The sequence below is a fragment of the Longispora urticae genome (genome assembly GCF_053902585.1).
This window is the reverse complement of sequence record NZ_JAQZSH010000054.1, coordinates 22,581-42,577: the sequence shown is the minus strand read 5'-3', so window position 1 is coordinate 42,577 and position 19,997 is coordinate 22,581. Positions and strand designations below refer to the sequence as shown.

The 19,997-nt window shown below is 71.8% G+C and carries 18 protein-coding genes; 6 read left to right on the top strand and 12 right to left on the bottom strand.

Going from position 1 to position 19,997, the window contains the following annotated elements:
- Positions 1-25 precede the first annotated feature (25 nt).
- Together PT931_RS34505 and PT931_RS34500 are read left to right on the top strand one after the other, a co-directional pair.
- Positions 26-1,789 carry a M28 family peptidase gene (locus tag PT931_RS34505; RefSeq protein WP_456249919.1) on the top strand — a complete coding sequence of 588 codons (1,764 nt, stop codon included), beginning with the start codon at positions 26-28 and terminating at the stop codon, positions 1,787-1,789.
- Between the two features lie 332 nt (positions 1,790-2,121).
- Complete coding sequence (locus tag PT931_RS34500; RefSeq protein WP_456249918.1) at positions 2,122-4,461, top strand: lamin tail domain-containing protein; 2,340 nt, start codon at positions 2,122-2,124, stop codon at positions 4,459-4,461.
- 103 nt (positions 4,462-4,564) lie between these two features.
- Here PT931_RS34500 and PT931_RS34495 read toward each other — a convergent pair whose 3' ends face one another.
- From PT931_RS34495 to PT931_RS34485, 3 genes are read right to left on the bottom strand one after another with little or no spacing between them, the layout of a single operon-like run.
- Positions 4,565-5,194, bottom strand: a complete 630-nt coding sequence (locus PT931_RS34495) for a DUF5701 family protein (protein WP_456249917.1) — start codon at positions 5,192-5,194, stop codon at positions 4,565-4,567.
- Positions 5,191-5,961 (bottom strand): ABC transporter permease, encoded by a 771-nt coding sequence (locus PT931_RS34490; protein WP_456249916.1) that lies wholly within the window; start codon positions 5,959-5,961, stop codon positions 5,191-5,193. Before PT931_RS34490 ends, PT931_RS34495 begins: the two co-directional genes overlap by 4 nt.
- Complete coding sequence (locus PT931_RS34485; RefSeq protein ID WP_456249915.1) at positions 5,958-7,061, bottom strand: ATP-binding cassette domain-containing protein; 1,104 nt, start codon at positions 7,059-7,061, stop codon at positions 5,958-5,960. The genes PT931_RS34490 and PT931_RS34485 overlap by 4 nt, the downstream gene beginning before the upstream one ends.
- A gap of 106 nt (positions 7,062-7,167) precedes the next feature.
- Between PT931_RS34485 and PT931_RS34480 the strand changes: the two genes are divergently transcribed.
- Positions 7,168-8,019 carry a TetR/AcrR family transcriptional regulator gene (locus tag PT931_RS34480; RefSeq protein ID WP_456249914.1) on the top strand — a complete coding sequence of 284 codons (852 nt, stop codon included), beginning with the start codon at positions 7,168-7,170 and terminating at the stop codon, positions 8,017-8,019.
- On the opposite strand, the gene PT931_RS34475 is transcribed toward PT931_RS34480, so the two are convergent.
- Both PT931_RS34475 and PT931_RS34470 read right to left on the bottom strand, forming a co-directional pair.
- Complete coding sequence (locus PT931_RS34475) at positions 8,005-9,924, bottom strand: endonuclease/exonuclease/phosphatase family protein (RefSeq protein WP_456249913.1); 1,920 nt, start codon at positions 9,922-9,924, stop codon at positions 8,005-8,007. The two genes, PT931_RS34480 and PT931_RS34475, sit on opposite strands and share 15 nt — an antisense overlap.
- A 42-nt stretch (positions 9,925-9,966) precedes the next feature.
- Complete coding sequence (locus tag PT931_RS34470; RefSeq protein WP_456249912.1) at positions 9,967-12,336, bottom strand: M4 family metallopeptidase; 2,370 nt, start codon at positions 12,334-12,336, stop codon at positions 9,967-9,969.
- Positions 12,337-12,503: 167 nt separating this feature from the next.
- Here PT931_RS34470 and PT931_RS34465 point away from each other — a divergent pair, with 167 nt between their 5' ends.
- Complete coding sequence (locus PT931_RS34465) at positions 12,504-13,667, top strand: YVTN family beta-propeller repeat protein (protein WP_456249911.1); 1,164 nt, start codon at positions 12,504-12,506, stop codon at positions 13,665-13,667.
- Here PT931_RS34465 and PT931_RS34460 read toward each other — a convergent pair.
- On the bottom strand, positions 13,638-15,023 hold the full coding sequence (locus PT931_RS34460; RefSeq protein WP_456249910.1) for a hypothetical protein: 1,386 nt from the start codon (positions 15,021-15,023) through the stop codon (positions 13,638-13,640). The genes PT931_RS34465 and PT931_RS34460 overlap by 30 nt on opposite strands.
- A 28-nt stretch (positions 15,024-15,051) precedes the next feature.
- Here PT931_RS34460 and PT931_RS34455 point away from each other — a divergent pair, with 28 nt between their 5' ends.
- Positions 15,052-15,417 (top strand): DoxX family protein, encoded by a 366-nt coding sequence (locus PT931_RS34455; protein WP_456249909.1) that lies wholly within the window; start codon positions 15,052-15,054, stop codon positions 15,415-15,417.
- 104 nt (positions 15,418-15,521) lie between these two features.
- Positions 15,522-15,950, top strand: coding sequence for a protealysin inhibitor emfourin (locus PT931_RS34450; RefSeq protein WP_456249908.1), 429 nt, complete (start codon positions 15,522-15,524; stop codon positions 15,948-15,950).
- A gap of 70 nt (positions 15,951-16,020) precedes the next feature.
- On the opposite strand, the gene PT931_RS34445 is transcribed toward PT931_RS34450, so the two are convergent.
- Genes PT931_RS34445 through bioB form a run of 6 tightly spaced genes read right to left on the bottom strand, consistent with a single transcriptional unit; the run spans position 16,021 to position 19,976 of the window.
- Positions 16,021-16,287: a Smr/MutS family protein gene (locus PT931_RS34445; RefSeq protein WP_456249907.1), complete on the bottom strand. Its 267-nt coding sequence runs from the start codon at positions 16,285-16,287 to the stop codon at positions 16,021-16,023.
- Positions 16,284-17,030: an amino acid ABC transporter ATP-binding protein gene (locus PT931_RS34440; RefSeq protein WP_456249906.1), complete on the bottom strand. Its 747-nt coding sequence runs from the start codon at positions 17,028-17,030 to the stop codon at positions 16,284-16,286. Before PT931_RS34440 ends, PT931_RS34445 begins: the two co-directional genes overlap by 4 nt.
- Positions 17,027-17,872 (bottom strand): amino acid ABC transporter permease, encoded by an 846-nt coding sequence (locus PT931_RS34435; protein ID WP_456249905.1) that lies wholly within the window; start codon positions 17,870-17,872, stop codon positions 17,027-17,029. The genes PT931_RS34440 and PT931_RS34435 overlap by 4 nt, the downstream gene beginning before the upstream one ends.
- Positions 17,869-18,732, bottom strand: coding sequence for an ABC transporter substrate-binding protein (locus PT931_RS34430; protein ID WP_456249904.1), 864 nt, complete (start codon positions 18,730-18,732; stop codon positions 17,869-17,871). The genes PT931_RS34435 and PT931_RS34430 overlap by 4 nt, the downstream gene beginning before the upstream one ends.
- Before the next feature lie 33 nt (positions 18,733-18,765).
- Entirely contained in the window at positions 18,766-18,984 is a 219-nt protein-coding gene (gene bsaP / locus PT931_RS34425; protein WP_456249903.1) for a biotin synthase auxiliary protein BsaP, read from the bottom strand.
- Positions 18,981-19,976: a biotin synthase BioB gene (gene bioB / locus PT931_RS34420; protein WP_456249902.1), complete on the bottom strand. Its 996-nt coding sequence runs from the start codon at positions 19,974-19,976 to the stop codon at positions 18,981-18,983. The genes bsaP and bioB overlap by 4 nt, the downstream gene beginning before the upstream one ends.
- Positions 19,977-19,997: the final 21 nt, after the last annotated feature.

The following is a 19,997-nucleotide window of genomic DNA, read 5'->3' as shown; positions in this document are numbered from 1 at the left end:
CGGTACTTCTGTGAAGGAGCCCCTCATGCGCAGCACCCCCACGAGACGCGCGGCGATCCTCGCCGGCATCGGCACGGTCGTGACCGCGGCGGTGCTCGCAGCCGCCCACCCCACGATGGCCACGACGACGGCGGCCCCGCCGGACATCAGCGTCACCAACGTCAAGGCCCACCTGCAGAAGTTCTCCGACATCGCCGCGGCCAACGGCGGCAACCGCGCGCACGGCACGCCCGGCTACGAGGCGTCGATCGACTACGTCAAGGGCAAGCTGGACGCCGCCGGGTTCACCACGTCGAAGCAGAGCTTCACGCACAACAGCAGGACCGGCTACAACCTGATCGCCGACTTCCCCGGTCGCGGCGACGCGAACCAGGTCGTCATGCTCGGCGCGCACCTCGACTCCGTCACCAGCGGCGCGGGCATCAACGACAACGGCTCCGGCTCGGCGATGATCCTGGAGATCGCGCTGCGCTACGCGGCCGGGACCGACGCGGGCGCGAAGTCGATGCGGTTCGGCTGGTGGGGCGCCGAGGAGCTCAACCTGATCGGCTCCAAGTACTACGTGAACAACCTGCCCGCCGCCGAGCGTACGAAGATCAAGTCGTACCTGAACTTCGACATGACCGGCTCCCCCAACGGCGGCTACTTCGTCTACAGCGAGGACCCGACCCGGGGCGCGGCCATCAAGACGGCCATCGAGTCGGCCTTCACGGGCAAGGGCATCGACCCCGACGACGCGAACCTCAACAGCCGCTCCGACCACGCCGCGTTCATCAGCGCGTCCATCCCGAGCGGCGGCATCGCCTCCCTGAGCCTCGACCCGACCAAGAGCGCGGCCCAGGCCGCCAAGTGGGGCGGCACGGCCGGCGCGGCCTACGACCCGTGCTACCACCAGTCGTGCGACACGATGTCGAACCTCAACGACACGGTCCTCGACAACATCGGCGACGTCGCCGCGGTCGCCGCCTGGAACCTCGCGGGCATCGGCGGCGGCACCCCGACGCCGGGCCCGACCGCGACGGCCACGCCGACCGCGTCGCCGTCCCCGGGCGGGAACACGTACACCAACGCCAACGACGTCGCGATCACCGACAACGCCACGGCCGAGTCGCCGATCACCGTGTCGCGGACCGGGACGGCGGGCACCGTGCAGGTCGCCGTCGACATCAAGCACACCTACCGGGGCGACCTGGTCCTGTCGCTGGTGGCCCCGGACGGCTCGGTGTACCCGCTGGAGGACTTCGCGAACAACGACAGTGCCGCGAACGTGCTCAAGACGTACACGGTGAACGTGTCCGCCGAGGCTGCCAGCGGTACCTGGAAGCTGCGGGTGGTCGACGGCGCGAGCAACGACGTCGGCAAGATCGACTCCTGGGGTCTGACCTTCGCGGGCGGGACGACGGGCCCGTCGCCCACCGCGAGCCCCACGGCCACGACGAGCCCGTCCCCGAACGTGTTCACCAACGCCGCCGACGTGGCGATCGGCGACAACACCACGGTGGAGTCCCCGATCGCGGTGACCCGCGCGGGCAACGCCCCCTCGACCCTCAAGGTCGCCGTGGAGGTCAAGCACACCTACCGGGGTGACCTGGTCGTGTCGCTGGTGGCCCCGGACGGCACGGTGTACCTGCTGGAGGACTTCGCGAACAACGACAGCGCGGCCGACGTCAACAGGACGTACACCGTGAACGCCTCCTCCGAGGTCGCCAACGGCACCTGGAAGCTGCGGGTGGCCGACGTGGCCGGCGGCGACACCGGCAGGATCGACTCCTGGACGCTGACCTTCTAGAGCCTCCCTCCACAGTGGCCCGCCCCAGGACAGGGGGCGGGCCACTGGCATGTCCACCCGAGGGCATCCCGGGCCACCGGCCGGGCCGGCGACGCGCCGACGCACCCGCCGATCCGGGCCACTGGCAAGGCCATCCGCGTGCCGACGCACCCGCCGTTCCGGGCCTCCGGCCGGGCCCGCGACGCGCCGACGCACCCGCCGTTCCGGGCCACCGGCCGGGCCAGCCGCGCGCCGACGCACTGCCATGTTCACCCGGGATTCATTCCCCTGTGGGCCGAACGGACGTTAAAGTCAGCCCGCGTCCCACCCGCCCCGCCTTTTGGGAGTGAGTCATGAGATATCGGATCGCAGGCGCGCTGACCCTCGGACTGACCCTGGCCCTCGCCGCCCCCGCACAGGCGTCCTCGCCCAACGTCGTGCTGGGCGAGGTGTACGGCGGCGGCGGCAACAGCGGCGCCCCCTACGCCAACGACTTCGTCGAGCTGTACAACCGGAGCGCGGCCGCGGTCTCCGTCGCCGGCTGGAGCGTGCAGTACGCGTCGGCCGCCGGCACCACCTGGCTCGTCACCCCGCTGACCGGCAGCATCGCGCCCGGCGGCTCCTACCTGGTCAGGCTCGCGGCGGGCGGCGGTGGCGGGGCGGCACTGCCCACCCCGGACGCGACGGGTACGACGAACCTGTCCGCCACCTCCGGCAAGGTCGCCCTGGTCACCTCGACGGCCGCGCTGGCCTGCGGGTCCAACTGCGACACCGCCACGGGTGTCCGCGACTTCCTCGGCTACGGCACGGCGAACGACTACGAGACCTCCCCTGCCGGGGCGGCCGGCAACACCCAGTCGGAGACCCGGACCAACCCGGCGGCCGACGCTGACGACAACGGCACCGAGTTCGCCCGGCTCGCCCCGACCCCGCAGAACTCCAGCTCGGGCGACACCTGCGGGTACCCGTCGCCCCGGATCCGCGACATCCAGGGCGCGTCGCACGTGTCCCCGAAGAACACCCAGACCGTGTCCGGGGTCCGGGGTGTCGTGACCGCCGTGGGCGCGAAGGGCTTCTGGATCCAGGACCCGTGCCCGGACGCGAACCCGGCCACCTCGGAGGGCGTGTACGTGTTCACCAACACCGCCGGCGCGGCCGTCGTGGGCCAGGACGTGGCGGTGGGCGGCACGGTGACCGAGTACCGGTCCGGCGGCGCGACCAGCACCAACCTGTCCGTGACGGAGATCGCGACCCCGACGGTGAGCGTGGTGGCCTCCGGTAGGCCGGTGCCCGCCCCGACCGTGATCGGCACCGGTGGCCGGGTGCCGCCGGCCACCGTGATCGACGACGACGCGACCGGGGACGTGGAAACCTCCGGCACGTTCGACGCGACCACCGACGGGATCGACTTCTACGAGTCCCTGGAGGGCATGCGCGTGCAGGTCACGGCACCGAAGGCCGTCGGCCCGTCCAACAGCTTCGGCGAGATCCCGGTGATCGGCGACACCGGCACGGTCCGCACGAACCGGGGCGGCATCATGGTCCGCCAGAACGACTTCAACCCGGAGCGGGTGATCCTGGACGACTTCCTGCTCGCCGGCTCGACCCCGACCGGGGTGAACGTCGGCGACACGTTCTCCGGCCCGGCCGTCGGGATCCTCGACTACGCGGCCGGCAACTACAAGCTGGACCTGACCGGCGCGCTGACCAGGGTGTCCGGCGGGCTGGCGAAGGAGACGACGGCGGCGACCCCGGCGGGCCAGCTGTCGGTGGCCACGTTCAACGTGGAGAACCTCGCGCCGTCCGACCCGCAGTCCAAGTTCGACGGCCTGGCCGGGGTGATCGTGAACAACCTGGCCAAGCCCGGGATCCTGGTCGTGGAGGAGGTCCAGGACAACGACGGCGCGACGAACAGCGCGACCGTGGACGCGTCGCAGACCTGGACGAAACTGATCGCCGCGATCACCGCCGCGGGCGGGCCCAGCTACGACTACCGCCAGATCAACCCGACCGACGACCAGGACGGGGGCGCCCCGGGCGGCAACATCCGGGTCGGCTTCCTGTTCCGCACCGACATCGGCCTGACGTTCGTGCCCGGCACGGCGGGCGACGCGACCACCCCGGTCGGCGTCGTCAACGTGGGCGGCACCGACAAGGTCGGCCTGACCCGCAACCCCGGCCGGATCGACCCCGGCAACGCGGCGTGGGCGGCGACCCGCAAGCCCCTGGTAGGCGAGTTCCGGTACGCCGGGGCCCCGCTGTTCGTCATCGCCAACCACTGGAGCTCCAAGGGCGGCGACGACCCGCTGTTCGGCCGCAAGCAGCCCCCGGTCCGGTCCAGCGAGGTGAAGCGCGACCAGCAGGGCGCGTCGGTGGCGGCGTTCGTGTCCCAGGTGCTGGCGATCGACGCCCAGGCCCGGATCGTGGTGGCCGGCGACCTGAACGACTTCGAGTTCTCGGTGGCCGTCGGGAAGCTGGTCACGGCCGGGATGAAGGATCTGCCGGCGACCCTGCCCGACGCCGAGCGCTACTCCTACGTCTACGAGGGCAACTCGCAGTTCCTCGACCACATCCTGGTGTCGCCCTACCTGGCCGCGAAGCCCTACGGGTACGACGTCGTGCACGTGAACTCGGAGTTCGCCGCCCAGACCAGTGACCACGATCCGCAGCTCGTCCGGCTGCCGCTGCCGTAGCGGGGGAGAGCGGTCCGCGCCCGAGTCGCCTCGCGCGCGGACCGCCACCGTCAGGCCCGACCCGGCCGCCACCCCGGGCCCAGCCGGTCGGGCCACGGACCCGCTAGGCCCGGGCCCCCGCCGAGGCCGTCCCCAGCCAGGTGTGCGGATTCCCCGCCCAGCACCAGCCCAGCTTCGGCGCGTTCTCACTGATCCACAGCGCCGGTACCCGCCGGTCCCCGCACCGCGAGCCGCCCAGCATGAAGCACTTGTTCTTCTCCAGGGTGGCCGGGAAGTGCGTGACGACCGCGATCCCCTCCTCGATGGTCAGCGGCGTGCGCCCCCGGCCGGCGAGGGTCTCCATGGCCTCCTGCGGCTTCACGTCGCAGAACTCCTCGCCGCGTTCGACGTCGAAGACCACATAGGCGGCCCGGTCCGGGACACCCACCTCCTTGACGGGTACGAACCGGGAGACCTCCCCCTCCGCGTAGTTGCGGTCCACCACGCCCGGCTTCTTCTTCCCGGCCAGGGTGAGCAGCGGCACCGTCTGGTAGGGGTCCACCGCCACGACCAGCACGAACGGCACCCGGTCGGGCGTCGCCGGCACCATGTCCCCCCGGGCGAGCACGTCGGCGCGCACCGGGGCGACCAGCGCGGTGAACTCCTCGGCGGACAGGCCGGCCAGCGCCGGGTAACCCAGATCGAGAAGGTTCCTGACCTGGCGGTCGAATTCGGTGTTCGGGTCGAGGGTCATCGGCTCAGCCTCCGGTAGCGCCAGACGGACAAGGGAAGGAAGATCGCGACGAGGAGTACCGGCCAGGCCAGCGCGAGGGCCAGCGCGTGCTCCTGGCCGCCCATCCCGGGGTTGCCGAACAGGTCCCGGGTCGCGGTCACGGTCGCCGACAACGGGTTCCACTCCGCGACCGTACCCAGCCAGGCCGGCATCGTCGCCGGATCGGCGAACGTGTTCGTGATCATGGTGAGCGGGAACAGCAGGGTCTGCACGGCCGCCGTCGCCTCCGCGCCCCGGACGACCAGCCCGAGGAAGACCCCCACCCAGACCAGCGAGAACCGCAGCAGGAACAGCAGCCCCACGGCGCCCATGGCGGAGGCGAACCCCTCGTGGGCCCGCCAGCCGACCAGCAGCCCGAAGGCGAGCATGACGGCGAGCAGCACCGCCGAGTACGCCATGTCGGCGAGGCTCCGGCCCAGCACCACGGCCGCGCCGGACAACGGCATGGACCGGAACCGGTCCGTCACGCCCTTCTCCTTGTCCGCGCTGACCGAGACCATCGTCTCGCCGATCCCGAAGGCCATGGTCATCACGAACATGCCGGGCATCAGGAACTCGATGTAGTCCCCGCCGCCGGGCACGGACATCGCCCCGCCGAACAGGAACCCGAACAGCACGGCCAGCATGATCGGGAACAGCAGGCCGAACACGATCGCGAACGGCTGGCGGACCCAGTGCGCGAAGCTCCGGCCCGTGATGGTCCAGGCGTCGCCGAGTACTGCCGTCATCGGCCCTCCTTCGTGAGCTGCGGCTCGGAACTCCCGGCCCGTGGCCGACCGGCGCCTGGTTGACCAGCGCCTGGTTGATCGGCGCCTGATTGTCCGGCCCGGCCCGGTCGGCCGCGTCCCGGCTGGTCGGCCCGGTCCGGTCGGGCATCGTCCGGCAGGTCCTGGGCCCGCCCGCCGGTCAGGTGGAGGAACACCTCGTCCAGGGTCGGGCGGCGCACCGCGATGTCCTCCGCGACGATCCCCGCCTCCGTCAGCCCGGCCATCACCCCGGTCAACGCGGCCATCCGGTCGGTCACCGGCGCGCCGACCAGCCGGCGGTCCGGATCGGTCGTCGTGCGGCCCCCGGTCGCCGCGGCCACCACGACGGCCGCCCGGTCCAGGTCGGCGGCCCGGTGGGTGACCACGTCGATCCGGTCTGAGCCGAGGGTCGCCTTCAACTCCTCGGGGGTGCCGCCGGCGATCACCCGACCGGCGTCGATCACCGAGATCCGGTGCGCGAGCTGGTCGGCCTCCTCCAGGTACTGCGTGGTCAGCAGCACCGTCGTCCCGGAGTCCACCAGGGCGCGCACCGCGTCCCACACCTCGGTCCGGCCGCGCGGGTCGAGCCCCGTCGTCGGCTCGTCGAGGAACAGCACCGGCGGGGCGAGGATCAGGCTGGCGGCCAGGTCGAGCCGCCGACGCATCCCGCCCGAGTAGTCCTTGACGGCCTTGGTGCCGGTGTCCGGGAGCCGGAACCGCTCCAGCAGCTCGTCGGCCCGGCGCGCCGCCGCCCGGCGGTCCAGGTGGAACAGCCGGCCGAACATGACCAGGTTCTGCCGGCCGCTGAGGATCTCGTCCACCGCCGCGTACTGCCCCGACAGGCCGATGTGCCGTCGGACCTGGTCGGGCTGCCGGCGCACGTCGTACCCGGCGACCTCGGCCCGGCCCGCGTCGAACCGGGTCAGGGTGGCCAGGATCCGCACCGCCGTCGTCTTGCCCGCCCCGTTGGGCCCCAGCAGCCCGTGCACCGTGCCCGTCGGCACCGCGAGATCGAACCCGTCCAGCGCCGGACTGGCCCCGTAGCGCTTGGTCAGCCCCTCGGCGACCACTGCGAGTGTCACGCTCGCTCCTCTCGTTCGGAGCCCCATTTTAATGTACGTCGTAAATAGTTTACAACGTAATTGATTGTGATCCCGGTCGCGGGGACCCGACGTGCACAATGACGGGGTGAGCATCGAGTACAGCGGCACCGGCGACCCGACCCGGAGCATGGAGCTGCTCTGGGGCGTCGGCGAGGACCGGCCCCGCCGGGGGCCGAAGCCCAAGCTCACCGTCGCGGGGATCACCGCCGCCGCGATCGCGGTCGCCGACGCGGAGGGCCTCGACGTGCTCACCATGCGCCGGGTCGGCGAACAGCTCGGGGTGACGGCGATGTCGCTGTACAACTACGTGCCCGGCAAGGGCGAACTCCTCGACCTGATGCTCGACGCGGTGTACTCGGAGGTCGGCCCGCCCGGGGTCGGAGGCGACCGGGCCACGGAGGGCGACGGAGGCCGTGCCGGGGAAGGTGACGGAGGCCGGGCCGCGGAGGGCGACGGCGACCCGGAGCCCGTGGGCTGGCGGGCGCGCCTGGAACGGATCGCCCGGGACAACTGGGCCCTCTACCTGCGCCACCCCTGGCTGCTCCGGGTCGCGTCCAGCCGCCCGGTGCTCGGCCCGCACACCATCGCCAAGTACGACCGCGACCTGCGGGCCGTCGACGGGCTCGGGCTCACCGACATCGACATGGACCTGCTCGTCCAGCTCGTCAACGACTACGTGCACGGGGCTGTCCGGGGCGCGGTCGAGGACGCCCAGGCGGTCCGGAGCACGGGCGTCACCGACCTGGAATGGTGGGAGGCGCACGGGCCGCTGCTGGCGCGGGTGTTCGACGTGGAACGGTTCCCGGTGGCGGCGCGGGTGGGTTCGGCGGCCGGCGAGGAGTACCAGGCGGCCCACGCCCCGTCCCGCGCGTTCGAGTTCGGCCTGAAGGTGCTCCTGGACGGCGTCGAGGCGAACCTGCCGTCACCCCACCTGTAGCGACACCGCCACCGCCCGGTGGTCCGACGCCCGGCTCTCCGGCGTCACCACCCCGTGGGCCACCAGCCCGGACGTGATCAGCACGTGGTCGATCTGCTGGGTCGGCACGTCGGCCGGGAACGTCGGCACCGGCCGGCTCGGCGCGAGCGCGTCCGTCAGCCCCACGGCGGCCAGCGGCGCGAACGCCGGCGCGCCCGGCTCGATGTTCAGGTCCCCGGCCAGCACCACGGGCCGGCCCCCGGCGGACAGCTCACGGACCAGCCCGGCCGCCGCCGTGGCCTGGCTGACGGCGGGGGAGTCCCCGGCGGGCTGGAAGTGGGTGGACACCACGGCGAGTTCGCGCCCGCCGGCCACCCGGAGTACGACGCCGAGCGCCTGCGCCCCGGTCGGCCCCTCCTCCGGCAGCGCGACGGACCGCGTGGACACGATGGTGGCCCGGGTCAGCACCGCGTCGCCCCAGACCTGGTCGGCGGCGGGGGCGAACACGTGGCGCATGCCGAGGCGCTTGGCGAGCAGGCCCAGGGTGTCGTGGCCGCCGTTGAGGAACCAGCCCCGGTCGACCTCGCTGAGGAGTACCACATCGGGATTCTGGCTCTGGATCGTCGCCGCGAGGGCGTCCACGGAGAACCGGCCGTCCAGATCGAAACCCATCCTGATGTTGTACGAGACCAGGCGCAGCATCCCCGGCGGTTCCGCCGACGTGACGGCCGGCAGCGCCCAGAACCCGAAGAGCAGCGCCAGCCCGCCGGCCAGCACCGCGTCGAAGTTCAGGGCCCGCAGCCACACCCGCTCGGCCCGCGCCCCGGCTGGCTCCCCGGCCCGCGCCCCGACGGGCGCCCGCGCGCCGAGCAGGGCGGGGACGGCCACGGCCAGCGCGGCGAGGAGCACGGCGACGAGCGTGGCGGAACCGAAGCCGAGGTCGAGGTCGTAGGAGGCGTAGTACCCGAAGAGGAGGATCACGCAGACGAGCAGCCCACCGGCGGCCGCGAAGCCCCGGCGCGCCCCGGATCCGGTGCCGGCGCCGCCCCCGCCAGCGGCGCCGATCGGGTCGTCCTCGGCACGGCCGGCACCACCGACGCCCGGCGCGCGTGCCGCCCGGGCCGCCGCGCCCAGACACAGCCCGAGCCCGACCGCCACCCCGGCCGACCCGGCCACCAGGAGCCACCCACCGGCCTCGTTGGCCACGGCGACGGAACCGAGCAGCAGGAGCGCGGACAGCCCCACCAGGGGCACCCGGAGCCGCTCCCGGGCCGTCCCGGACAGCCGGTTCCCCAGCACGCAGGCCCCGACCAGCACGGCGACCGCCCACACCCCGGCCGCCGCACCCACCCGGGTCGTCGCACCACCGAGGATCCCGAACAGCAGCACCGCGGGCCCGACGGCGAACCAGAAGCGGGCCGGGACGGCGACTCCCGGGAACGTCCTGCGCGGAGTGGTCGCCACCGCGTCCAGACCGGCCACGATCAGGACCAGCCACACCCACCAGCCGGTCCGCCACATCAGGTCCACGCCGCCGAGCACCGCGTGGCCGAGGGCGCTGACCGCGAAACCGCCGAGGACCGCGTTGGTGGCGGCCCGGCCGTCGAGGCCGCCGACCGCGAGGCCGACGAGCCACCACAGGCCGCCGACCAGGGCGGCGGTGGCGAGGTAGAGCTGGGGGCGGCCGCCGTGGGTGGCCTGGAGGAGAATCCGGGCCACGGCGAGGCCGGCCACCGACGCGGTCGCGAACCGTCCGGGGCCGACCCACCGGGCCAGCGGCACGCCGAGCAGCGCGACCGCGAAGCAGGCGAGGGCGAACAGGCCGATCTGCTCGGCCGGGGTGCTGCCGGCGGCGCCGTACACCGTGATCAGGGAGGGTAGCCAGACCCTGAGGACATCGATGAGCAGCGCTAGACCGAGAGCCATGGTGATCACCGTAGCGATCACCATGGCCCTACGGAAGTGGCGTCAGGACACGTTCAGCGCCGTGTCGTCGATGACGAACGACGTCTGGAGCGAGACGTCCTCGGTGCCGGTGAAGTTCAGCACCACGGTCTGGCCGGCGAAGGCGCCGACGTTGAACGACTTGAGGGAGTAGCCCTGCGGGTTGAGGTTGGAGTACGTGGCCAGCACGGTCGAGCCCACCTTCACGGTCAGCTTGTCGTACTGCACCGTCGTGGTCGTCTCCGCCGTGGTGATCTTCAGGTAGAAGCTCAGCACGTAGCTGGAGCAGCCGGCCGGGATGGTGACCGTCTGCGACAGGGTGTCGGTGTGCGTGGTGCCGTAGCCGTCCAGCCACGCGCTGCGGGTGCCGGTGCGCGGGGCCCCGGTGCCGGCCCACGCGCCGATCACGCCGGTGCTGGCCGTCCACGGCGCGCTTGCCGTCTCGAAGCCGGGGTTACCCAGCTTCTGGCCCGGGCTGGAACAGCCGCCCGTGCCGTTGACGGTGAGCGCGTAGGACGTCGTCCGGGTGACGGCCGTGCCGGTGCCGGTGATCGTGATCGTGTACGTCCCCGGTGCCGCCCCCGTCGTCGTGGCGATGGTCGCCGTCGAGGAGAAGCCGGAGCTCCCGGAGGCCGGGCTGAACGACACGGTCACGCCGGCCGGCTGGCCGGAGGCACTCAGGTTCACGGTCTGCGGGGCGCCGGCCGTGGTCGTGGTCGTCACCGTCGCCGTCAGCGAACCGCCGGGGTTGGTGTTGCCCGAGGCCGGGCTGGCCGCGATGGAGAAGTCCTGGCTGGCGTTGCAGGGCGCGTCGTTGCCGGCCACGTTGACCGAGGTCCAGGACGACTGGACCGCCTTGTACTCGGCGCTGCACAGGCCGTAGAGGTCCGTGGCGGCCGTCAGGGTCTGGGCGCGGGACGTGTTCGCCGGGGTGGTCGTGTTGACGTACTTCGTCGTGGTCGTGAAGTACAGGTCGAGCGCCCGGTACCAGATCTTCTCCGCCTTCGCCCGGCCGATGCCGACCGTGCCCGGGTTGGAGCCGCACAACGGGGAGGTGCCGTACGGCGTCGAGCCGGTGCCCTCGGCCAGGTTGAAGTAGAAGTGGTTGCCGACGCCGGAGGAGTAGTGCACGTCCACGCTGTTGGTGCTGGTCGACCAGCAGGTGTGCGAGGAGCCGTCGAGGCCCGGGTTGTACATGTACCGCAGCGGGGTGCCGTTGCCGTTGATGTTGATCTTCTCGCCGACCTGGTAGTCGCCCGGGTCGGAGGAGGTGTTGGCGTAGAACTCGACCATGTTGCCGAAGATGTCGGATGTGGCCTCGTTCAGCCCGCCGGACTCGCCGGAGTACTGCAGCCCCGACAGCGCCTCGGTGACGCCGTGCGACATCTCGTGCCCGGCCACGTCGAGCGAGACCAGCGGGCGCTGGTTGCTCGCCCCGTCGCCGTAGGTCATCTGCGCGCCGTCCCAGAACGCGTTGATGTACGCGTTGCCGTAGTGCACCCGGCTCGGTACGCCGGCCCCGTTGCCGAAGATGCCGTTGCGGCCGTGCACGTTCTTGAAGTAGTCGAACGTGACCGCCGCGCCGAAGTGCGCGTCCACGCCGGCCGAGGCCCGGTCGGACTGGGTGCCGTTGCCCCACGTGTTGTCCGCGTCCGTGAACGTGGTGCACGTGCCGGAGCCCTGGTTCATGTCGCAGGTCCGGCCGTTGCCGTGCGACGGGTCGACCATGCTGTAGGTGCTACCCGACAGCGTGGTGTCGATCGTGACCGCGCCGGAGTAGACGCTGTTGCCCGTCCCCGCGACCAGCGCGCCACCACTCGCGCCGGACCCGGAACCGAAGCTCTTCACCTCGTCGTACCTGTTGAGGACGGCACCGCTGTGCGCGTCGGTGAGGACGTGCAGCACGCTCGGGGTCTGCCCGTTCGTGCCGCTGACGACGGTCTCCCACGCCAGCCTGCCGGTCCCGGAGGTGGCGTCGACGACCAGGGCCGGGTCCCGCACCCCCGCCACCGTTCCGGTGAACTGGCCGCGCGCCTTCGCGGCCGCGGACGCCCTGCCGACGCCGGGGTTCGTGGCGAGGGTGAGCGGGGCGGACAGCCCGTTGGACGCCGTGAAGGCGCCGCCGGGGGCGGTGTGCGTGACGAAGTCGCCGCCGATGACGGGCAGTCCCTGGTAGGTCCGCTGGTAGCGGACGTGTGACGTGCCGTCGGGATCCACGACGGTCCGGGTGGCCCGGTAGGCGTCGCCCGCGCCGCCGGCGAAGGCCGCCCGGTGCGTGGTGAGTGCCTGGTCCTGTCCGGACAGTGTCGGTGAGGCCGTCGCTGTGGTGGACACGCCGGCCAGCAGGCCGACCACCAGAACGGCTATCCCACTTGCGGCGATGGATTTTCTCATCGGTGAGTCTCCCTTGCCGAAGGGCCGCGTTATGCGGTTGTTACATCTCTAGCAGTCGATCTTTTGTCCAGTAAAGAGCTCGATTGTTATCGATGTGTTAGCCGCCGTCACTTAACGGTGGACCGCCGGGTACTCTGCGCGATGTGCGTAAAAGGTTGAATTGGGGCATGGCAATCGTGGCAGTGGCGGCGCTGGCGGGCTGCGCCCAGGCGGACCCGAAGCCGGCCGCGAAGCCCCAACCCGTACCCGCCCCCACCGCGACCAGCGCGTCGCCGACCCCCGCCATGGACGTCCTGCCCGGCATGCCGCCGCCGCTCACCACGGCCGACGTGTACGCCGCCTCCGGGTCCAACAAGCTCGGTCCCGCCGTGGCCGGCGCGCGCGAACTCGTGTACGTGCCGCACAACGGCAGCCACGACGTGTGGGTGATCGACCCCAGGACGTACCAGGTGATCGACAAGTTCGACGCCGGCCGCGAACCCCAGCACGTGGTCCCCGGCTACGACATGAAGACCCTGTACGCGACCGCCGACGAGATCCCCGGCGGCACCCTCACGCCGATCGACCCGAAGACGGGACGGCCGGGCGAGGTGATCCACGTGCAGGACCCGTACAACCTGTACTTCACCCCCGACGGGAAGTACGCGATCGTGGTCGCGGAGGCCTACAAGCGACTCGACTTCTACGAGTACCCGTCGTGGCGGCCGCACAAGAAGCTCTCCGTGCCCGAGTGCGCCGGGGTGAACCACATGGACTTCACCGCCGACGGCAAGAAGGCCCTGGTGACCTGCGAGTTCGCCAACCGGATGATCGTGCTCGACGTGGCCACGATGGAGCAGGTCGCCAGCTTCGCCCTCGACCAGGTGCCCAACGGGATGCCGCAGGACTCCCGGCTGTCCCCGGACGGCAAACGGTTCTACGTCGCCGACATGCACGCCAACGGGGTGTACGTCTTCGACGGCGACGCCACGAAGCAGATCGGCTTCATCCCGACCGGCCAGGGCGCGCACGCCGTCTACTTCTCCCGCGACTCGAAGCGGATGTTCGTCACCAACCGGGGCGAGGGCACGATCGTCGTCATGGACCCGGTGACCGGCGACAAGCTCGGCAAGTGGACGATCCCCGGCGGCGGCAGCCCCGACATGGGCGCGCTGTCCGCCGACGGCACCCAGTTCTGGCTGTCCGGCAGATACCACAACGAGGTGTACGTGTTCGACACCACCAGCGGCGAGCTGGTCAGGCGGATCCCGGTCGGCTCGGGCCCGCACGGCCTCACGTACTGGCCGCAGCCCGGGCGCTACTCACTCGGGCACACCAGCAACATCCGGTGACGGGCCGCCGGCCGGCTTCCCTCCGGCCGGGGGTCCGGCGGTGCGCGCCGGGGCGCCGGACGGCACTTCCCCGCCGTCCGGCCCGGCCGCGTCGTCCGGGTCCGGAGCCGGGTCCGCGATCGGCGGGCCATCCGGGGCCGGCCCGCCCGACCTCCGACGGCGCACCGACAGCCACGACAGCACGAACAACGGCCCCACGACCAGCACCGACACCAGCTGCCACGGCCACCGCCAGTTCCGCTCCGGCCGTTCCTCCACGGCCGCGCCCCCGGACACCCACCCGGTCGTGGTCGTCGACCACACCATGAACGAGTCCCCGATCGGCACCAGCCCGCCCAGGTACCGGTCGCCCACCCGGAACCCGGTCGCCTCCGCCAGCCCGGTCAGCTCGGCGGCCGTCCGCTGGTCCCCGAACAGCACCGCCGTGCCCAGCCCCACCGCGCTCGCCGACGCCGACAGCCCGAACACCAGCGGCCCCGAGTCCACGTCGCCGCCGCCGGAACTCCCGCGCGGGTACTCCCGGATCCCCGGCGCGCCCGGCACCGTCGAGGCGAACCTCTCCCGGAACACCGTCCAGTCCTTCCGGGCCCGGGCCGGGTCCAGCTCCGCCAGGAACCGCAGCGCCACCACCTGCGACGTCGCCCGCGCGCCCTCCAGCGGCCGGCCGCTCACCGGATCGGTGGTGTGCGGCAGCAGCCCGGTCGCCGGGTCGCGGCGCTCGTCGGACGCCGCCAGCCACCGGCCGATGACGTTCGCGTGGTCGCCCTCGCCCACCTCGTCGGCCAGCGCCAGGGACGCCACCGCCACCACGGAGTCCACCGGCCACGCCTGCCCCGGGTAGGACGGCAGGAACGGCGTCGGGCTGGCCAGCAGCACCTCGGCCAGCACCTTCGTCTCGGCGGCCAGCTGCGGGCGCTCCGGCGCGGCCGGGTCCGCGGAGAGCTTCACGATCCCGCCGCGCAGCCAGTTCGACCAGCCGACGTAGAACGCGCCGTAGGCGGGGGACAGGTTCGGGGAGAACGGGGCCCGGCCGGCGTCGGAGTCCACGTGCGCCAGCGCCCACCGGGCCTCGGAAAGAGCCCTCTTCTGGTGTACCGGCGAGCGCAGTCCCACGTTGACCCAGCTCAGCCCGTACAGCTCGTAGGAGAAGAAGTACCCCTCCGGGAAGAGTCCCTGGGCGTCCTCGGCGGCCCCGTCCTCCAGCGTGCCCCGCAGGTACTCCAGCCGGGACACCGCCTCGGCCACCACGTCGGACGTGCGGCGTTCCAACGGGCTCGGCGCGTACAGCCGCATGTTGACCAGCCCGGCGAGCAACGTCACCAGCACGGTGACGGACAGAAGGAGGACCCGGCGCATCGGCCGATCATGCCAGTACCCTGACGTCATGACCAAGGATCGATCCGCGTTGGCACTCGCCGGCCTGCTCGCCGGCATGGGCGCGCTGCACTTCCTGAAGCCGCGGCCGTTCGACCGGATCGTGCCCCGCGCGCTGCCCGGCTCCCCCCGGTTCTGGACCTACGCCAGCGGGGTCGCCGAGCTCGCCGTCGCCGCGAGCGTCGCGCTGCCCGCCACCCGGCGCGCCGGGGGCTACGCCGCGGCGGGGCTGTTCGCGGCCGTGTTCCCGGCCAACGTGCAGATGGCGGTGGACGCCCGGGGCGGGTCCCCGAAGGCGAAGGCGATCGCCTACGGCCGGCTGCCGCTCCAGATCCCGCTGATCGGCTGGGCCCTCAAGGTCGCCCGCCGCGCCTGACCCCGGGCCGCACCGGGCCGCACCGGGCCGCACCGGGCCGCGCCCGCGTCGTGCCGGCCGCCCCTGGCCCGTGTCCGTCAGGGACCATTCCTGTTATACCAGTCATGATCGCCCGTATCGTCACCTTCCTGGCCGCCCTGCTCGTCGTCGGCGCCGCGACCCCCGCCCCCGCCGCCCCGGGCCTGCCCGTGTTCCGCACCTCGGGGGCCTACCAGATCGCCGTCCGCCAGACCGGCGGCTTCGCCGGGGTCGACCGCACCGTCACGCTCAGCCGGTGGACCGCGCACGCCGACGCCCCCCGGGCACTGGACCTGGCCGGCGGCCCCGAGTTCCGCGCGCTCGCGCCCACCTACAGCCGCCCCGACCTGTGCTGCGACCGGTTCAACTACGAGGTGACCGTCTCCTACCTCGACGGCGCGGCCAAGACCGTCACGCTGCTCGCCGAGGCCCCGGCCCCGAAGGTGCTCCGCGACGTGATCGACACGACCCTGCGGATCGGCACCCCGACGGCCCGCCGGGTCGCGATGCGCTAGCCGGTCACCGCGGACCGCGCCGGGGCCGCCCGCGCGCCGGAGAACGCGTCGGGGGACCCGTACCCGTCGGCTATCTGCCCTTGCCCTTCCACTTGAAGTGCACGAACAGCCGGCCGAAGTTGTCGGAGTCCTTCTCCACCCGGTGGTAGAGCGCCTTGATGTCCTTGCGCTCCAGGAACCGCAGCACGGTCTTCTTCAGCGCGCCGGAACCCTTCCCCGGGATGATCTCGACGCTGGTGGCCTTCTTCTCGACGGCCTGGTTGATGATGTCCTGCAACGACCGCTCGATGTCGCGGCCCTTGTTGAAGATGTCGTGCAGATCCAGCTTCAGCTTCACAGTCTTCCCGCCTCGATGATCCGTCGCACGAACTGCTGGGTCCGCTCCTCGGTCGGCGACCCCAGCACCTGCGACGGCGGGCCGGACTCCAGGACGCTGCCCCGGTGCAGGAAGCACACCCGGTCGGCGACCTGCCGGGCGAAGCCCATCTCGTGGGTGGCGATCACCATGGTCATGCCGTCGTTCTTCAGGTCCCTGATCATGGTCAGCACCTCGCCGACCAGCTCCGGGTCCAGCGCCGAGGTGACCTCGTCGAGCAGGAGCAGCCGGGGCGCGTTGACCAGGGCGCGGACGATCGCGACCCGCTGCTGCTGCCCGCCGGACAGCCGGTCGGGGTACTCGCCCGCCCGGTCCGCGAGCCCCACCCGGTCGAGCAGCTCCCGGGCCCTGTCCTCGGCCTCGCGCCGGGGCAGCCTGTGCACCCGGACCGGGGCCAGGGTGATGTTGTCCAGCACGCTCATGTGCGGGAACAGGTTGAACGACTGGAACACGATCCCGATCCGCTGCCGGACCACGTCCGGGTTCACCCGCGGGTCGGTGATGTGCTCGCCGTCCAGCCGGATCGCGCCGTCGTCGATGTCCTCCAGCAGGTTCACGCACCGCAGCAGGGTCGACTTGCCGGAGCCGGAGGCGCCGATGAGTACGACGACCTCGTGCTCGCCGACGTCGAGGGACAGCCCGTCGAGTACCACATTCGGCCCGAAGGTCTTGCGGACGTCCACGCAGCTCAGCACAGGGTTCACGAGGTGCCTCCCGCCGACTGCCGCCGGGCCGCCCGCAGCGTGACCCAGTCGGTCACGGCGATCAGCGGGATGGCCAGCAGCACGAAGATCAGACCCGCCACGATGTACGGCGTGAAGTTGTAACTCGTCGCGACCTCGATCTGGGCCGCGCGCACCGCGTCGATCACCCCGGCGATGGACACCAGTCCCACGTCCTTCTGCAACGCCACCAGGTCGTTGAGCAGCGCGGGCCCCACCCGGCGCACCGCCTGGGGGAGCACGATGTGCCGCATGGTCTGCCAGTAGGTCAGGCCCAGGGAGCGCGCGGCGGCCCGCTGGCTCGGGTGCACCGACTCGATGCCGGCCCGGAACACCTCGGCGATGTACGCCGCGTACGTGATGACGATCGCGAACCCGCCGAGCACCACCACGGGCGGGGTCCACTCGAACCGCAGGCCCGGTACGCCGTAGCAGAGCACGTACAGCACGATGATCAGCGGCATGCCCCGGAACCCGTACGTGTACAGGGTCGCCAACGCCCGGACCGGGAAGAACACCGCGCCGCGCAGGGTCTTCACGACCGCGACCAGCAGGCCGAGGGCGAGTGCGCCGATCGCGCAGAACAGCAGCAGCCACAGGTTCAGCACCAGGCCGTCGAGCACGGCCGGCAGCGCGGACCGGGCGGTGTCCAGGTCGAGGAACGTCTCCTTGACCTTCTGCCACCCGGGGGAACCGGTCACGGCCACGACCAGCCCGGTGCCGAGCACGACCGTGGACGCCGCCGCGATCAGCACCGACCGGACCGCCCGGGACCGCTTGTAGGCGACCCGTTCGAGCTGGAGCCCGCTGGGCTGGTACGTCACGAGAGTTCGCGGGCGCCGTCCGCGCCGGCGAGCCACTGCTTGGCCAGCTCGGCGAGCTTGCCGTTGCTGCGCAGCTGGTCGACGGCCTGGCTCACGCAGCTCGTGAGCTTCGAACCCTTGTCGAGCACCAGGCCGAACTGCTCCTGCTGCACGCCCGGCAGCGGCGGGAGCTGGCCGACGATGAGGGAGTCCTTGATCTCGGCCCCGGTCATGTAGAACGCGGTCGGCAGGTCCACGACCAGGCCGTCGAGGGTGCCGTTGGCCAGCGCGGCCTTCGCGTCGTCGTTGTTGTTGTACACGCCCGGCTTGTCCGTCGGCTTGATCACGTCGGTGATGGCCTTGTAGCTGGTCGTGCCGACCTGCGCGCCGAGCTTGGCGCCCCTGAGGTCCGCGATCGACCTCGCGCCCGCGATCTTGGAGCTCTTCAGGGCGATGACGGTCTGCTTCACGTCGTAGTACCCGGTGGAGAAGTCGACGGCCTTCCTGCGGTCCTCGGTGATCGAGAACTCGTTGATGTCGAAGTCGTACGCCTTCGGGCCGGGCGCGATCGCCGCGTTGAAGGTGACCCGGGTCCACACGACCGCGTCCTTCGGGTACCCGAGCTTGTCCGCCACCGCGTACGCCACGGCCGACTCGAAGCCCTGGCCGTTCTCCGGCTTGTTGTCCACGAACCACGGGCCGTAGACCGGGTTGTCCGTGCCGATCGTCAGCTTGCCCTTCGCGAGGGTGGGCAGCTTGTCCGCCGTACACCCGAACGCGTCCGGCTTGGTGTCGGACTTCTTGTCGGCGGCGGTACCGCAACCGGCGAGGGCGAGCAGGGCGGCGGAGCCCACAGCGAGGGCGAGACGGGCACGAGGCATGGGAATCATCCTAGGCCCGTGCCCGTCCGCCGTTCACTGAATCAGGGTGTTGCTGGTCACGCCGTGTTCCACACAGGAAGCGGACCAGCCCGCGGGCAGGACCTGCACCTTCATCCGGCGCCGGCACTCCGGGCAGAACCGGGGCGGTTCCATCTCCCGGGCCCGCGAGCACGCCTCGTGGCCGCCCTCGGCGGCGGCCAGCCCGCAGTGGTCACACCACTTCAGCACCGCGACTCCTCCCGACCCCGTCACAGGGTCGTGTTCAGGGCCTTGATCGGCATGTTGAGGTCCACGAGCAGGCTCAGGTCCTCGTCGGCGGGGCGGCCGAGCGTCGTCAGGTAGTTGCCGACGATCACGGCGTTGATGCCGCCGAGCAGGCCGTCGCGGGTACCCAGGTCGCCGAGGGTCAGTTCACGCCCGCCGGCGTACCGCAGAATGGTCTTCGGCAGTGCCAGCCGGAACGCGGCGATGGCCCGCAGCGCGTCGGAGGTCTCGACCAGCGGCAGCTCCTCGAGCGGGGTGCCGGGGCGCGGGTTGATGAAGTTCAGCGGGACCTCGTGCGGCTGGAGCTCCGCGAGCTGCACCGCGAACTCGGCCCGCTGCGCCAGGGACTCGCCGAGGCCGAGGATGCCGCCGCAGCAGACCTCCATGCCCGACTCGCGGACCATGCGCAGCGTCTCCCAGCGCTCCTCCCACGAGTGGGTGGTGACGACCTTGGGGAAGTGCGACTTGCAGGTCTCCAGGTTGTGGTTGTACCGGTGCACGCCCATGTCCACCAGGTCGTCGACCTGCTCCTGGTTGAGCATGCCCAGCGACGCGGCGACCTGGATGTCCACGGCCTCCTTGATCGCCTTGACGCCGTCGCGCATCTGCTTCATCAGCTTGGCGTCCGGGCCGCGCACGGCGGCGACGATGCAGAACTCGCTGGCCCCGCTCGCGGCGGTCTGCTGCGCGGCCTTGACCAGCTCGGGGATGTCGAGCCACACGCTGCGCACGGGCGACTGGAACAGCCCCGACTGGGAGCAGAAGTGGCAGTCCTCGGGACAGCCGCCGGTCTTGAGGGACACGATGCCCTCGACCTCGACCTCCGGGCCGCACCAGGCCATCCGCACCTCGTGCGCGAGCTGGAGGGCGTCGGGGAGCTGGTCGTCGGGCAGCTCGAGGACCTCGAGGACACCGGCCTCGTCCAGGCCGACGCCGGTGGGCAGTACTTCGCGGCGGGCCCGCGCGAGGACATCAGACATGGCGTTACCCTACAAGCGATC